This window comes from Sphingomonas sp., from assembly GCF_051962185.1.
In the GTDB taxonomy this organism is placed as follows: domain Bacteria; phylum Pseudomonadota; class Alphaproteobacteria; order Sphingomonadales; family Sphingomonadaceae; genus Sphingomonas.
This window is the reverse complement of the sequence record NZ_JBQCCN010000209.1, coordinates 1-15983: the sequence shown is the minus strand read 5'-3', so window position 1 is coordinate 15983 and position 15983 is coordinate 1. Positions and strand designations below refer to the sequence as shown.

The 15983-nt window shown below is 66.4% G+C and carries 11 protein-coding genes; 6 read left to right on the top strand and 5 right to left on the bottom strand.

Going from position 1 to position 15983, the window contains the following annotated elements; all coding sequences use genetic code 11:
- Window positions 1-1659, top strand: a 1659-nt coding sequence (locus ACTHJR_RS13330) for a M1 family metallopeptidase (protein WP_440523721.1), incomplete at its 5' end; no start/stop codon positions are given.
- Window positions 1660-1883: 224 nt separating this feature from the next.
- On the opposite strand, the gene ACTHJR_RS13325 is transcribed toward ACTHJR_RS13330, so the two are convergent.
- Entirely contained in the window at window positions 1884-3845 is a 1962-nt protein-coding gene (locus tag ACTHJR_RS13325) for an AAA family ATPase (protein ID WP_440523720.1), read from the bottom strand.
- A 304-nt stretch (window positions 3846-4149) separates the two neighbouring features.
- Here ACTHJR_RS13325 and ACTHJR_RS13320 point away from each other — a divergent pair, with 304 nt between their 5' ends.
- From ACTHJR_RS13320 to ACTHJR_RS13310, 3 genes are all read left to right on the top strand, one after another.
- The gene (locus ACTHJR_RS13320; RefSeq protein ID WP_440523719.1) at window positions 4150-5898 is read left to right on the top strand and encodes an MFS transporter; all 1749 of its coding nucleotides are present in this window, start codon (window positions 4150-4152) and stop codon (window positions 5896-5898) included.
- Window positions 5823-6851 carry an alanine racemase gene (locus tag ACTHJR_RS13315; RefSeq protein WP_440523718.1) on the top strand — a complete coding sequence of 343 codons (1029 nt, stop codon included), beginning with the start codon at window positions 5823-5825 and terminating at the stop codon, window positions 6849-6851. Before ACTHJR_RS13320 ends, ACTHJR_RS13315 begins: the two co-directional genes overlap by 76 nt.
- Before the next feature lie 196 nt (window positions 6852-7047).
- The gene (locus tag ACTHJR_RS13310) at window positions 7048-10179 is read left to right on the top strand and encodes a TonB-dependent receptor domain-containing protein (RefSeq protein ID WP_440523717.1); all 3132 of its coding nucleotides are present in this window, start codon (window positions 7048-7050) and stop codon (window positions 10177-10179) included.
- A gap of 90 nt (window positions 10180-10269) precedes the next feature.
- On the opposite strand, the gene ACTHJR_RS13305 is transcribed toward ACTHJR_RS13310, so the two are convergent.
- Window positions 10270-11442 (bottom strand): acetyl-CoA C-acetyltransferase, encoded by a 1173-nt coding sequence (locus tag ACTHJR_RS13305; protein ID WP_440523716.1) that lies wholly within the window; start codon window positions 11440-11442, stop codon window positions 10270-10272.
- Between the two features lie 39 nt (window positions 11443-11481).
- Window positions 11482-12513 (bottom strand): alpha/beta hydrolase, encoded by a 1032-nt coding sequence (locus tag ACTHJR_RS13300; RefSeq protein WP_440523715.1) that lies wholly within the window; start codon window positions 12511-12513, stop codon window positions 11482-11484.
- A 43-nt stretch (window positions 12514-12556) separates the two neighbouring features.
- Between ACTHJR_RS13300 and phaR the strand changes: the two genes are divergently transcribed.
- Both phaR and ACTHJR_RS13290 read left to right on the top strand, forming a co-directional pair.
- Entirely contained in the window at window positions 12557-13126 is a 570-nt protein-coding gene (phaR, locus tag ACTHJR_RS13295) for a polyhydroxyalkanoate synthesis repressor PhaR (protein WP_440523714.1), read from the top strand.
- Between the two features lie 12 nt (window positions 13127-13138).
- Window positions 13139-13336: a hypothetical protein gene (locus ACTHJR_RS13290; RefSeq protein ID WP_440523713.1), complete on the top strand. Its 198-nt coding sequence runs from the start codon at window positions 13139-13141 to the stop codon at window positions 13334-13336.
- A gap of 129 nt (window positions 13337-13465) precedes the next feature.
- Here ACTHJR_RS13290 and ACTHJR_RS13285 read toward each other — a convergent pair whose 3' ends face one another.
- Window positions 13466-14596, bottom strand: coding sequence for a retropepsin-like aspartic protease (locus ACTHJR_RS13285; RefSeq protein WP_440523712.1), 1131 nt, complete (start codon window positions 14594-14596; stop codon window positions 13466-13468).
- A 184-nt stretch (window positions 14597-14780) separates the two neighbouring features.
- Window positions 14781-15983 (bottom strand): CpaF family protein (locus ACTHJR_RS13280; RefSeq protein ID WP_440523711.1); only part of this gene is annotated, 1203 nt, incomplete at its 5' end.

Here is a 15983-nt window from a genome sequence, read left to right as displayed (position 1 = left end):
CTCGACCAGAATCTCTACCGCCCGGGATCGCGTGGCAGCCTGGCGCAGGGCGGCGCGCCACGCGGCAATACCGACGGCATGACGCTCGACCAGGTGTCGGTCACGCTGGGCAAGACAGCGGTGCCGGTCACGCCGGTCATCAGCGACACGCGCGCGCAACTCCCGCTGCCGAGTGCGCTCGCCTCGGGTGGCAAGGCGGTCATCCACATCCGCTATCATTACGAAGTGCCCAGCGACGAGTTCGGCGGACGAACCGGCTGGCTGACCGCGAAGAACGGCGCGCCGATCTATTCGGTCGCGCAATGGTATCCGCGCATGGCGGTGTTCGACGACATCCGCGGCTGGGATCCGACGCCCTATCTGGCGCAGGAATTCTACCTCGAATACGGCAATTTCGATTACGCGATCACCGTCCCCGCCGACATGATCGTCGCCGGCTCCGGTGAGCTGATGAACCCGCAGGAAGTGCTGACCCCGCAGCAGCAGGCGCGGCTGGCGGCGGCGCGGCGCAGCGACCGTACGGTGATGATCCGCGAACCCGAGCGGGTGAGCGACCCGACGACGCGACCCAAAAGCGGCATGCTGACCTGGCGTTTCCACATGGACAATAGCCGCGACGTCGCGTTCAGCGCCTCGTCGGCCTTCGCCTGGGACGCCGCGCGGATCAACCTGCCGGGCGGCAAGTCGTCGCTCGCCATGTCCTTCTATCCGGCCGAGTCCGCGGGTCCCGACAAATGGGGGCGGTCGACCGAATATATGAAGGACGCGGTCGAGCGTTATTCGGCGAAATATTTCCCCTATCCCTGGCCCGCCGCGATCAACATCGCCGGCCCCGCCTCGGGCATGGAATATCCGGGCATCGTGTTCGACGGCGTCGAGGACAAGGGCAAGGAGCTGTTCTGGATCAGCGCGCACGAGATCGGGCATAGCTGGTTCCCGATGATCGTCGGCTTCGACGAGCGCCGCAACGCGTGGATGGACGAGGGTTTCAACACCTTCATCGACACCTACGAATCGGACGAGTTCAACAAAGGCGAATATTCGCCCAAGCGCGACGGCGAATATGCGCCCGGCGGCGGCGATCCGGTCGACGAGATATTGCCGATCCTGGCCGATCCCGACGCGCCGCCGATCCTGTCGCGCGCCGACACCATCCTCAACAAATACCGCCACCCGGTGACCTATTTCAAATCGGCGCTCGGGCTGGTGCTGCTGCGCGAGCAGATCCTCGGCCCGCAGCGCTTCGACGCCGCGTTCCGCCGTTTCATCGCCGCCTGGGCGTTCAAGCATCCCAAGCCGGCCGATTTCTTCCGCGCGATGGAAAGCGAGAGCGGGGAGGATCTGTCCTGGTGGTGGCGCGGCTGGTACGCGAACAATTGGCAGCTGGACCTGGCGGTCGAAGGCATCTCGACCGCGAAGGACGGTACGCCTTTGGTGCGGGTCGTGGCGCGCGACAAATTGATCATGCCGGCGACGTTGCGGGTGACCTATGCCGATGGGCGCAAGCTGGACGTCGCGCTGCCGGCCGAAACCTGGATCCGCCAGGCGGCGACGGATGTAGCGGTGCCGCGCGGCGATGTGGTCAGGGCCGAACTCGACCCCGACCACAAGATCCCCGATCGCGACCGCAGCAATAACGTCGCGACGCGGAAGCCGTGAGATAGCAGGGGCGGATAGTCGCGAGTATCGCCCCCTTCGCGGGTGACGCCTGCATCTATTACGCTTCCCCGGCGAAGGCCGGGGTCCAGTTGCAGTGAACCCAGAGCGACGGGATGCCATCTCCACATCGCCGACGCTGGGCCCCGGCCTTCGCCGGGGAGGGGTAGAACGGAAACCGCACAGCGACGCATCCCATTCGCCCGAGCGGCGGCGAGGGTCGACTCCTAAAACCCGATCCGCCCGCCGCCCTCGGGCCGCGACGCGACTTCCTTCGCCACCAGAGCAACTAGCGCTTCCGCCTCCGGCCGGGCGTCGGCGAAACGCAGCCCGCGGGCCACCACCGCCAGGTCGCCCGGCGTCACCCCGTGCAGTTGCGCCAGCGACTGCGGCGCGGGTACGCCGAACTGGCGCTCGAACGCCTGCGCCGCGCGAGCCGGCGACAGCGCGCGAAGTTCGAGTTTGAACACGAATCGTCGCATCGCCGCCGGATCGAGCTTGGCCGCATGGTTGGTCGCCGCGACGAACGGCAACGGATGCCGCTCGAACCAGGTCAGCAATTCGTTGACCTGGCTGACTTCCCAGCTCGCCTGGGCGCCGCTGCGGTCGGCGAGGATCGAGTCGATTTCGTCGAACAACAGCACCGCGTCCTCCTCGCGCGCCTCGGCGAAGGCGTCGGCGATGTTCGCCTCGGTCCCGCCGACCCATTTCGACAGCAAGTCCGACGCGCGCTTGGCGATCAGCGGCCGGTCGAGCCGCTGCGCCAGATGGTGCGCCAGCGCGGTCTTGCCCGTGCCCGGCGGCCCGGTCAGCAGCAGCGAGAAGTCGCGCGGGCCGCCCGGCCGCGTGACGCGGTCGAGCAAGCGCACGATGTCGGTATCGGCCTCGACCAGCGCCGGGTCGAACCGCCCGCCGCCCTCGACCGGGCGCAGCGGCCCGCTGATCGCGCGGACCAGAGACTCCGCCGCGGACACCGCGCCGTCGCCCCCGGCGAGCTTGGCCGAGCGGATCGCCACCCGCGCCACGCTCGCCGCCTGGGGCGCCCGCGCCACCAGATCGTCGAGCGCTGGCGGCACCGCGACGCCTTCGTCCGCCGCGATCCGTGCCAGCACTTGCCGCGCCGCCCGCCCCGACGGCTGCTTCATATGCAGCACGAAGCTCATCCGGCGCAGGATCGCGGGATCGACATTGTCGATCGCGTTGCTGGTCCAGATCACCGGCAGCCGGTTGGTCTCGAGCATCCGGTTGACGAACACCTTCGATCCCTGCCGCCCGCGCATGAAGTCGCCGGCGCTGGGCGCGGCATCGCCGATCATGTCCTCGAACTCGTCGAACAACAGGACCGTGTTGCCACGCGCGGCGAAGGCGCGCTGCCCGAGGTTGAGCGACCCGACCCGGTCCTCGCGGCTCGGCTCCTCGCCGTCGAAATCATGCTCGCCGACCGCGAACAGGGCGGTGCCCGCCGCCGCCGCCAGGCTGCGCGCGAACTCGGTCTTGCCGGTGCCGGGCGGGCCGTGGATCAGGATGTTGACCCCCGGCGCCCGCGTCGCCGCGGCGCCGCGCAGCAAGCCGACCAGCAGGCCGGCGCAGTGCTCGGCCTGGGGAAAGGCATCGAGCGGCAGCATCGCCCGCTGCCGCGCGCCGACCATCGCGGTGACGATCTCCTCGCCATCCTCGATCCCTCGGTCGAGCAGCCGGTCGAACCGCCAGGTCGTCTCGATCCGTGGCGCTTCGAGATATTCGCGGCTCATCTCGAACAGGCCGAGCCGCATCACCAGACTGGCGCGCGCGGCGGCGCCGTTGCTCGCGCCCGCCATGACCGCCAGCACCGCCGCCATGTCGACCTGCGCGCGCGCCATCGCCTTGGCCAGCGCATTGGCGCGCGGGCGCCGCTCCGCCAGCAAGGCGAGCGTCAGCAACCGCCGATCGAAATCGTCGAGCTCGAGCTGCGCGCCCAGCGTCGCGGCGAGGTCGGCCAGCCGGTCGCTCTCGTCGGGCAGCGTCTCCGCCCGCGCGATCGCGGCGTCCAGCCAGGCGAGGTCGATCGTCACGCCCTCCACGGTCGTGCCGGCCAGCCAGCTCGCATTGCTCTCGGCCCATTCGGTCAGCGCCTTGCCGACCATCGCGGAACCACGGAATTCATCGATCAGGTGGCGCGCCATGCTCGCCACCAGGCGCAACTCGCCCATGACATCTCCTTCGCGCCGTGGACGCAGTGGTGCGCCGACGACGACTCGTTCAGTTGTTCTGGAGATTGGCGCGCCCGATGCCCGCGGGCCGGCGCGCAAGGGCTTGCGCTAGGGCTGGCGCGGGACGCGGACGGAGCTGATCTCCGTTATGATTTTGCGTCCGAACATTCATTGTCCTCATGTTCCGGGCAGACTCGCCGCCCGAGGCCGCGCCCGTTACGCCCGCATATCGATCGCGTCAAGCATCGCGCTTGCCGCCGCCGCACGAGGCGCTACACCGGCGCGGAAAAATGGGGGAGACGTGATGGCGACGGTAATGGCGGAAGAATTGCGGCCGGATCCCAGCCCGTCCGACATCCGGCTGGTCATCGCCGCCTCCTCGCTCGGCACCGCGTTCGAGTGGTACGATTTCTTCATCTACGGCACGCTCGCCAAGATCATCGGCGCGGCGTTCTTCCCGGCCGGCAACGAACTGATCCAGACGCTGATCGCCTGGGCCAGCTTCGCGGTCGGGTTCGGCTTCCGGCCGCTGGGCGCGGTGCTGTTCGGCTATCTCGGCGACAAGCTCGGGCGCAAATACACCTTCCTCGTCACCATCACCCTGATGGGCATCGCCACCGCCGGGGTCGGCCTGGTCCCGCCGGCGGCGCGGATCGGGCTGTGGGCGCCGGCGATCATCATCCTGTTGCGCGTGGCGCAAGGACTGGCGCTGGGCGGCGAATATGGCGGCGCCGCCATCTATGTCGCCGAGCATTCGCCGCCGGGAAAATCGGGCTATTACACCAGCTTCATCCAGTCCTGCGTCGCCGGCGGCTTCATCCTCAGCCTCGCGGTGGTGCTGCTGACCAAGCTGGCGGTCGGCGACGCCGCCTGGGCGGCCTGGGCATGGCGCTTCCCGTTCCTGTTCTCGCTGGTGCTGCTCGCGGTGTCGCTGTGGATGCGGCTCAAGCTCAGCGAAAGCCCGGTGTTCAAGGCGATCAAGGAAGCCGGGGAGACGGTCAAGAATCCGATCGTCTCCAGCTTTACCTACCCCGGCAACCTCAAGCGCCTGTTCGTCGCCTTGTTCGGCGTCGCCGCCGGGCTGACCGTGATCTGGTACACCGCCTTGTTCTCGACGCTCTCGTTTCTGACCACGACGATGCGGGTCGACGAGACCACCGCGCAATTGATCGTCGGCGTCGCTGGCGGCGCCGGCCTCTTCTGGTTCGTCGTGTTCGGGAAGATGTCCGACCGGGTCGGGCGCAAGGGGCCGATCGTGGTCGGCTATGCGGTGACCCTGGTGCTGCTGTTCCCGATCTTCTGGGCGATGGGCAGCGCGGCCAATCCCGACCTCGCCCATGCGGCGAAGCGCGCGCCGGTGGTCGTGTCGGGGCCGGATTGCAGCTACGATCTGTTCGCCGCGAAACAGGCCGACCGCTGTGGCCAGTTGCTCGATTATTTCTCCAAAAAGGGCATCGCTTACACCAAGGACACGACCCCCGCGGTGGCGGTGCTGATCGGCGGGGAGGCGGTGTCCGACACCAGCCCGGCGGGACTCGACGCCGCGCTCGCCGCCAATGGCTACAAGCTCGACAAGGTCAGGCCGAGCCCGCTCGGCATCGCCGTCATCGTCTTCGCCATGCTGGTATTGGGGGCCTTGTCGGGAGCGACCTATGGCCCGGTCGCGGCGCTGCTCGCGGAGATGTTCCCGGCGCGGATCCGCTACAGTTCGATGTCGATCCCTTATCATATCGGCACCGGCTATTTCGGCGGCTTCCTGCCCTTCATCAGCCAATATATCGTCGCCAAGACCGGCAATCCCTATGGTGGATTGTGGTACACCTGGATCGTCGTGCTGATGGCGCTGTTGGTCTCGCTTTGGGGCCTCAAGTGGAAAGACGAGAAGCTGCATGACGAGGGCGCCCTGCGGCCCGACGCTGTCGGGTATAACCCTCGGGGGGGTGGTAGGCGGTGGCGCCGGCCGCTAGGCAGCGCCCCATGGTTGACGCTCCCCTCCGTCTGCGCCGTGACGCCGAAGCTCTTGCCGCCAATTGGCGGGCGCTCGCGCGGTTAAGCGGGTCTGCGGCGTGCGGCGCCGCGCTCAAGGCCGACGGTTATGGCCTGGGCGGCGATTGGGTCGCGCGGACGCTGGCGGCGGCGGGATGTCGCGATTTCTTCGTCGCGACCTGGCCGGAAGCCGCGGCGCTCGCATCGCTCGGGCTGCCCGACCTGGCGGTGCTCCACGGCGTGCGCGCCGAGGATATGGAGCTGGCGCTATCCGGGATCGCGACGCCGGTGCTCAACACCGCGCGCCAGGCCGCGCGCTGGCGGAGCGCGGGCGGGGGTGCCTGTCATGTCATGCTCGACACCGGGATGAACCGGCTCGGCCTGGGCGAGGACGATCTCGCCGCCGGCGCGCTCGACCGGCTGACGATCGACACGCTGATGAGCCATCTCGCATCGGCCGACGAGGACAGTGCGCAGAACAGCGAACAGCGCGGCCGCTTCGTCGCGATGAGCGAGCGCGTCGCGGCGCGGCGGCTCAGCCTCGCCAATTCGGCGGGGGTCGCACTGGGGCCGGATTACGCCTTCGATCTCACACGGCCGGGGATCGCGCTTTATGGCGGCGTTCCCCGGCCTGAGCTTTCGGGCGTCATCGCCCAGGTCGCTCATCCCGAGGCGCAAGTCCTCCAGCGACGCACCGTGCGCGCGGGCGACGCGGTCGGCTACAATGCGACCTGGATTGCGCCCCGCGACACCGAGGTGGCGATTCTCAATTACGGTTATGCCGACGGCTATTTCCGTGGTTTCTCGGGACGCGGCGCGGCGCTGCTCGACGGTGCGACATTGCCGCTGCTCGGCCGGGTATCGATGGACCTGATCGCGGTCGACGTGACCGGCCACGACGTGGTTGAGGGCGACTGGCTGGCGATCGATTTCGACCTGCCACGCGCCGCCGTGCAATCGGGCATGTCGCAATATGAACTACTGACCGGCCTCGGGTCGCGGTTCATGCGCGTGGGGTAACCTGTACCCGGGATGAAGCCATTGTGGCGATTCGGTCACAAGGTGGGGTAAAATTGCGTCATTCCTACCCTATCGGGCTTGAAACGGGCCTTCGGTCAGTTAGGCTGCCCCAATAATATAGAACAAGGGGAAAATGGTGATGAGTAAGACTCGCCTCGCATTCGGCGTTTCCGCCGTTGCGCTGATTTCTGCGGCGATGCCCGCATTCGCCCAGACGGCGCCCGCGCCCGATGATCAATCGATCGCGTCGGCGCCTGCGGACGACAGCAATCCGAACGACAAGGAAATCATCATCACCGGCTCGCGCATCGCGCGCAGCGGCAAATATGACACGGTCGAGCCGGTCCTGACCCTCGACAGCAAGCAGATCGAGGCCCGCGGCTTCACCACCTTGGGCCAGGCGCTCAACGAATTGCCGGCGTTCGGCGTCCCCGACAGTTCGCCGATCGGCGGGCAGTCGAGCTTCGGCCCGGGCCAGAGCTTCGTCAATTTCTTCGGCCTCGGGTCGCAGCGCACGCTGACCCTGGTCAACGGCCGTCGCTTCGTCGGGTCGAATACTTCGTCGATCTTCGGCCCAACCGGGAACGGCGGCGATCAGGTCGACCTCAACGTCATTCCGACCAAGCTGATCGATCGCGTCGAAACCGTCGCCGTCGGCGGCGCGCCGATCTACGGGTCGGACGCGATCGCGGGCACGATCAACGTCATCCTGAAGAAGGACTATCAGGGCTTCGAGCTCGACGGTCAGTATGAGATCGCCGAAAAGGGCGATGCTCCCAATTACCGCATTCGCGCGCTGGCCGGGCACAATTTCGCCGGCGGCCGTGGTAACATCACGATCGCGGGCGAGTATAACGAGGGCAAGGGCCTGCTCTACACCGATCGCGAGCTACCGGGTCTGGGTCGTTATTACGACACGCCGACGACCGCGGGCACCGGCTTTCTGCGTCAATTCTATCCCGATCGCCGTATTCCGATCACCGACGCCGCGGGCATTCCGTTGGTCAGCTCGTACATCGGCTACATCCTCGGGTCGAACATCGTCCTGCCGCCAAAATACCAGCAAGCGTATTCGGTTTATTCGAAATATTTGACCGGCGGTCCGATTGTACCGCTCAATGGTGGTGTGACCAACGGGGTTTCGCCGACCAGCGTAATGAAGTTCGATTCGGCGGGTAATCTGATCCCGATCGACTTCGGCCTGACCACCAGCCTGGTCAACGCGTCGGGCGGCAACGGCTACAGCCTGACCGACCTCAGCAACCTCCTGACCAATACCAAGCGCTACAATGGCATCGCGACGGCATCGTACCAGATCACGGACCATGTCCGGGTGTTCGGCGAGGCTTGGTATTCGCATAGCGAGGGGACCAACCTGCGCGATCAACCGGAATATAACGGCGGTCTGTTCGGCGCCCCTGGAGACCCCAGCGGTCAGGTTATCCTGAGCATCAACAATCCGTTCCTTTCGCCGGCGGCGCGGGCGCAGATCCAAAACTCGATCAACAATAACCTGCTTAGCGATCAGAACGTCCTCGGCATTACTCAGGACTATTTCCTGCTCGATCGCGCCAATACCGATCTGGTGTCCGGCCGCGTCCGTGGCCAGGTCGACATCATGCGCTTCGTCGGCGGATTCGACGGTGACTTCCAAGTCGGCGGAAACACCTGGAAGTGGGAAATCTCCGGCAATTACGGCAAGTCGATCACCAAGAGCGCGATCCCGGTCATCAATACGCAGAATTTCGACAATGCCGTCGGCGCGATTACTGCGAGCAACCCGAACGGGATTCCGTGTCTCGCCGGCCTGACCAGTTCGCCCGGGCCGACGATCAGCTCGACCTGTTCGCCGCTAAACCTGTTCGGCATCGGCGTGTCGAGCCAGGCGGCGCGCGATTACGTCACGATGATCGCGACGCCCAAATCGACCAACACGCAGAAGGACTTCACCGCGTCGCTGACCGGTCCGTTGTTCAAGCTGCCGGGCGGCAATCTGTCGTTCGCGATCGGCGTCGAGCATCGCGAGGAGCATGAGAATTTCGACCCCAGCGCGGCCTATTTGGGTGCGCCCGATTCGAATCCGGCCGTCGACTCCAATGGTGACGGCGATCCGACCAACGACCGCACCTCTTATGGCCAGGTCGTGCCGATCGTTCCGATCAACGCGGGCTATCACACCAACGAAGTCTATGGCGAAATCCAGGCGCAGCTGATCGGACCGGACAATAATATTCCGGGCTTCAACTCGCTCGAGTTCCAGGGCGCGCTCCGCTACGTCGACAACTCGGTCAACGGCGGCGCCTTCACGTGGACCGCCGGCGGCAAGTGGGCGCCGATCAAGGATCTGACGATCCGCGGCAACTTCACCCGGTCGATCCGCTCGCCTTCGATTACGGAAAACCAGAATCCGGCGCAGACCTATTTCGACTTCGCGACCGATCCCTGCGACGTGACCGAACTCGGCAACGGTCCGGCGCCGGCGACCCGCAAGGCCAATTGTGCGGCGGCGCTCAACGCTCTGGGGGTGGACCCGACCACCTTCAGCGCGCTGTCGGACGATCGCTCGTTCACGCAGGCGGTGCGCGGCGATGCTTCGCTCAAGAACGAAGCGGCCAACTCGTGGACGGTCGGCGCAATTGTGCAACCGCGCTTCATTCGCGGTCTCACTTTCTCGGCAGACTATGTCGACATCACGGTGAAGAACGTGATCAGCTCGCTGGGATCGAACCAGGTGCTGAGCGATTGCTACGATTCGACCACGTATCCGAGCAATCCTTTCTGCAGCCGCATCCTGCGCGATAGCTCGGGACAGCTGTCCTACATCGTCACCGGCTATGCCAACCAGGATCAGCTCAAGTTCCGTGGTATCGTGGCGCAGGGCGACTTCCGCACGCGGACGCCGTTCCTGGGCAAGGACAGCTCGATCGGTATCGGGGTCAGCTACCAGCATCTGTTCGAACTCTCGACCACGACTGAAGGCACGAAGACCAATACGGCGGGCAACGTGGGCTATGCGAAGGACAAGGGCGTCCTGAGCCTGACCTACGACAATGGACCGTTCGAATATTATGCGCAGCTCGCGTACATCGGGCCGTCGTTCCAGAACATCAACCTGGCGCCCAATTTCGAGCCGTTCAATCATGAGAACGCCGTGGTGTTCACCAACATGGCGATCTCGTTCACCGTGCAGAAGAACTTCCAGTTCCGGCTGGGGGTCGACAACGTCTTCAACACCAAGCCGCCTTACCCGTCGAGCGGCACGAACGACGTCTATTTCCGCGGTACGTTGGGCCGGTATTTCCGGTTCGGCGCCGGCATCAAATTCTGATCGAGACGATCAGTCGAAACTCGAAGGGGGGCGTAAGCCCCCCTTTTTTTGTCCCGCTTTTGCGGGGGCAGTCCTGCAATGGCAGCTTCGTCAGCGCTCGACGCACATGGCGATGCCCATGCCGCCGCCGATGCAGAGCGTGGCGAGGCCCTTCTTGGCGTCGCGCTTGGCCATTTCGTAGAGCAGGGTGGTCAGCACGCGCGCGCCCGAGGCGCCGATCGGGTGGCCGATGGCGATCGCGCCGCCATTGACGTTGACCCGACCGGCGTCCCAGCCGAGCTCCTTGCCGACCGACAGCGCCTGGGCGGCGAACGCCTCGTTCGCCTCGATCAGGTCGAGGTCGGCGATCGACCAGCCGGCCTTTTCGAGCGCGCGGCGCGTCGCCGGGACCGGGCCGATGCCCATGATCGAGGGGTCGACGCCGGCCGAGGCCCAACTCGCGATCCGCGCCAGCACCGGGACGCCGCGCTTGGCCGCTTCCTCGGCCGACATGACCACCAGCGCCGCGGCGCCGTCGTTGAGGCCCGAGGCATTGGCCGCGGTCACCGTGCCGTCCTTCTTGAAGGCGGGGCGCACACCCGACACGCTGTCGATCGTCACCCCGGCGCGGATATATTCGTCGTCGGCGACGATCGTGTCGCCCTTGCGGCCCTTGATCGTGACAGGCACGATCTCATCCTTGAAGCGGCCTGCGGCGCGCGCGGCCTCGGCTAGATTTTGCGAGCGGACCGAGAATTCGTCCTGCATCTCGCGCGTCACCTGATATTGCTCGGCCAGGTTCTCGGCGGTGATCCCCATGTGATAGCCGTTGAACACGTCGGTCAGGCCGTCCTTGATCATCGTGTCGACCAATTCGAGCGCGCCCATCTTCTGCCCGGCGCGCAGCGCCTGGGCATGCACGCTCAGCGACATCGATTCCTGGCCGCCGGCGACGACGATCCGGGCATCGCCGGTCGCCACCGCCTGCGCCGCCAGCGCCACCGCGCGCAGGCCCGACCCGCACACCTGATTGACGCCCCAGGCCGGGACCTCCTTGGGCACGCCGGCCGCCATCGACGCCTGGCGCGCCGGGTTCTGGCCCTGCGCCGCGGTCAATACCTGGCCGAGAATGACTTCCGACACTTCCTCGCCCGCGACGCCGGCCTGCGCCAAGGCCGCCTCGATCGCGACGCGGCCGAGTTCATGCGCCGGCGTCCCGCCGAACGCGCCGAGGAAGCTGCCGACCGGGGTACGCTTGGCGGCGGTGATGACGATGTCGGACATGGAAGACTCCAGCAGGGGGTGGTTGGATTCGCCGCGTATCTAGGCGTGCTTGAGCCAGTCCGCCAGCGGCTCCCACAATTGCGCCCTGGCGCGGCCGCCGACGATCATCCCGACATGCCCCGACCCGAGATCGCGACGGTCGGCGAGGTCGGCGGCGCTTTCCTTGGGAACGATACGATCGGTCAACGACACGAACTCGACCGACGGGCAGGGAAGGGTATGCGGATCAACCGTGTGGCCCGCCACCCGCCAGCCGCCCGTCCCGGTCAGGTCGCCGCCGACGAAATCCTCGAACACCTGGCGCCCGACCGCATAGGGCAGCGGCGCGCCCGCGTTGGCCCAATCTTCCAGCGCGATGAAGCCTTGCCAACCGGCGCTGCCCGGCTCCATCCGCCCGAACGCTTCGTATTTCGCGATCGTGCGCTCCGGGTCGAGCCGCCAGAAGCCGGTCTGCAGCACTTCCATCGGCACCAGGCCGATCGCCGCGCACGACGGCTTGGCTGCCCCCCACAATTCGCCGATCGCCAGGCGCCCGCCGCTGAACCCGGCGAAATGCCAGGGCGTCGCGATCAGGGCGACGCCCGCGACGGCTCCCGTGGCGGCAGCCGCGAGCGCGAGCGTGCCGCCCAGGCAATAGCCGACCAGCAGCGGCGGCGCATCGAACCTGGCGATGAGGGGCAGCAGGATGCGTTCGACATGCGCGGTCGCGTCCAAGTCGCGATCGGCCGGCGTCGGATCGCCCCAGTCGAGCAAATAGGGATGCAGCCCTTGTTCGCTGCACCAGCGCAACAGGGAATTTTGCGGCGCAAGATCGAGGATGAACGGCGGGTTGATCAGCGACGGCACGAAGATCACCGGCCGCCCGGTGCCGCCATAATCGCGCAGCCGCGCCCGCCCGCGCCGGAAGCGGGCGGGCGCAAGCCGCCTTTTCCGCGCGCGCGGGGCCTCCTGATATGCCTTCAGCCCGGCCAGCGCGGCGGCGCGGCGCTCCGGCGATGCTGCGGTCTGTTCGCGCAGCATGTCGAGGAACAGCGGTAGCGGGCGGGGCCCATGTTGCGGCGCATCATGCATCGGTGGTACAGGTGCAGCATATCATTCGAGGGGCGCTCCTGTCATGAAGAAGCAAGCGGCCGGCGACGGCCCGGTGATCATCAAGAAATACGCCAATCGCCGGCTCTACAATACCGAAAGCTCGTCCTACATCACGCTCGATCACCTCGCCGCGATGACGCGCGAGGGGCGCGACTTCAAGGTCGTCGACGCCAAGACCGACGAGGACATCACCCACAATGTCCTGACCCAGATCATCATGGAAGAGGAAGCGCGCGGGCAGACCATGCTGCCGGTCAATTTCCTGCGTCAATTGATCGCGATGTACGGCGATTCGATGCAGGCGTTCGTGCCGAGCTATCTCGAAGCCTCGATGGAGAGCTTCCGCCGCAACCAGGAGCAGTTCAAGTCGGCGGTCGAGGGCGCGTTTGCCAACTCGCCATTCGCCGAGCTGGCCAAGCGCAACATGCAGATGTTCGAGGCGGCGACCGCGGCGTTCAAGCCGCAGGGGCCTGCGACCACGGCCGCGCCCAAGCCAGCGCCGTCACCCGCCGCCGGTGGCGACGACGACGTCTCCGCGCTGAAGGCCGAGCTCGCACGGTTACAGGAAAAGATCGAGAAGCTCGGCCACTAAGGGCTCCCGGCCATGGACTTTTCGGCGAAACAGATCGCCGGGGCGATCGCGATCGTCCTGGCGCTGGTCGCGCTTGCCGCCGGGATCGCCGACTGGCGGCACAAGAAACGCCGCAATCTCGATCGCGTATCGCTGTTCGATTGGCGCAATGTCCAGGTATTCGCGCTGATCGTGGCGATCATCGCCGCGGCGGCGGCGTTCCAATTGTGAAGCGCGTGGCGAGCCAATCGCGGCGGAGATCGACCGGCGTGGGATAACCGGTGCGGGACGCGCCGTAAAAGGCTTTGGTCGCCGAGAGCTCCCGAGAGAGCCGCGCTCGCCGATCCGGCTCGGCCGCGGTCAGTAGAAGCGTTCGAGAGTCAGTCTGCGCTCACCGCCGTCGCACATGCCCAATCGCACGACGCGGCCGGGATCGGCGACCGACCACATCGAGATCGGCTCGTTGGCGTAATCGGCATCGATCGCCTGGCCGTCGACGCTGCAGATCTGGTCACCTGCCTGCCATCCGCCGGCCGCCGCCGCGGGGCCGCCGCGCATGACGTGGAGCACCCGAAGCCGGTCGTTGTAGAATCCCAGCAGCAGGCCGCTGGTCGACCTCAGCGGCGGGCGGTCGACATCGCTCGATGCCGCCAGCACCATCCGACCCGCGCCGGGATCGAGCAGCACGCGATAGCGCTGCAGATAGCCCACCCCGATCCGTCCCGCCGCGCCCATCTGGGCCGAGAAACCGCGGCCCGGCTCGATCCGCGCCTCGGCCTCGCGCACCATGGTTTCGCCGACGCGGACGGCGGGCAACACCGTCAGCTCGGACGTCACCGGTCCGGCGATGCTGTAGGAGATCGTCGTCGTGGTCGCCGGCTTGGTCCCGCCGATCGATTTCCATGCTTCGTCCGACATGGTGATCGTCGCGCCGTCGCCGGTATCGACGATGACCGGGCGCAGCCGGGTGCCGTCGATCGTCATCTCGCTCACATAGAGCTGATAGCCGAGCGCCAGCGAGAGCGGCGCGGTCTGGCCGGCGAAGGGCAGGCGCCCGCTCGGTAGCAGACGGAATCGCCGCGCCGTGAAATCGATGTCGAGTGCGTAACGGCGCAGAAGATCGCCGCCGACCACCGCGTCGACGGTGCCGCCGTTGCCGGTCGCGCCGCTGGGTAGGTCCAGAACGCCCAGTTGACCGCCGGTGCGCGTCAGTCCGCCGATGGTCAGCGTGCGTCCGTTGACCAACCCCATGGCGACCGATCCGCCCACGCCGAGGCCCTGGCCCCCACCACCGATCTTCAGTCCCTCGCGCGAGGCGAAGCGGCGCGAAATCGACGACATGCTGAACCCGGTGTCGAGGATCGCGACGATCGGGCGGCCGTCGATCGTCATATGGAACTGGATCTGATTACCGGGGGTCAGCTCGAACGGCACCCATTGCGCTTCGGTATCGGTCGACAGCACGACGCGTTCGGGCGGTGGCGCGGGCATAGCCGGCGCCATCGCTCCGCCTAGGGGCAGGGCGGCGAGCATCAGCACAGGCAGCATGCGGCAGCGCATGAGCACCGCTTATACCTGTCGCGGCGTCAGGCAAACGGGGTAAAACTTGCGTTAACCCCGTTATTGCTTTTCGTCGGGGGGAAGGCGCCAGCACGACGCGGACGGATATCGCCCGTCAGAGACAGGCTTCTAGGAACGCCTGGTCGAAGCCGAACTGGCGCGCCTTTTCGAGCGTATAGGGGCGCAGGCCCATCGCGCGATATTCGCCGATGATCTTCCCGTCGGCCGATTCGCTCTGATATTCAAACTTGAACAATTCCTGCGTGACGATGACCGGGCCTTCCATGCCGATCACCTCCGTGATGTTGGTCACGCGGCGGCTGCCGTCGCGCAGACGCTTCACCTGGACGATCATGTCGACCGAATCGGCGATCTGGCGCGAGATCGCTTCCTTGGGGATCTTGATGTCGCCCATCAGCACCATGTTCTCCATACGGCCGAGGCAGTCGCGCGGGCTGTTGGAGTGGAGCGTGCACATCGATCCGTCGTGACCGGTGTTCATCGCGGCGAGCAGGTCGAAACACTCCGACCCGCGAATTTCGCCGAGGATGATGCGATCCGGACGCATACGCAGCGCGTTCTTGACGAGGTCGCGGATGGTGATCTCGCCCTGGCCCTCGAGATTGGCGGGGCGGGTCTCGAGGGGGAGCCAATGCGGCTGCTGCAGTCTCAGTTCGGCCGCGTCCTCGATCGTCAGCACGCGCTCGCCCGGGTCGATCATCTTCGACAAGGCGTTGAGCATCGTCGTCTTACCCGAGCCGGTACCGCCCGAGATGACGACGTTGAACCGGCACGCCCCCGCGATCTTGAGCGCGGTCGCCATCTTCTGCGACATCGAGCCGAAGCCGGCCATCATGTCGAGCGTGATCGGCTTGTTGGAGAATTTACGAATCGAGATCGCGGTGCCGCGCAGCGACAGCGGCGGCACGATCACGTTGACGCGGCTGCCATCCTTCAATCGGGCGTCGGCCAGCGGCGTGGTCTGGTCGACGCGGCGGCCGACCGAGTTGCAGATGCGCTGCGCGATCTGGAACAGATGCTCCTCGTCGCGGAACTGGATCGGCGCGATCTCCAGCCGGCCCTTCTTTTCGATGAAGGTCTGGTTCGGGCCGTTGACCATGATGTCGCTGACATCGGGATCGGCGATCAGCTCCTCGAGCGGGCCCAGGCCGAGCAATTCGTCGACCAGCACCTTTTCCAGCGCGAACTGCTCGCGGCGGTTGAGCGTCAGCTTGAGCTCGGCGAGCACTTCGCCGATGATCGGGCGAAATTCCTCGGCCAGCTCGTCCTTGTTGAGCGTGGCGGCGGCTTCGGGATC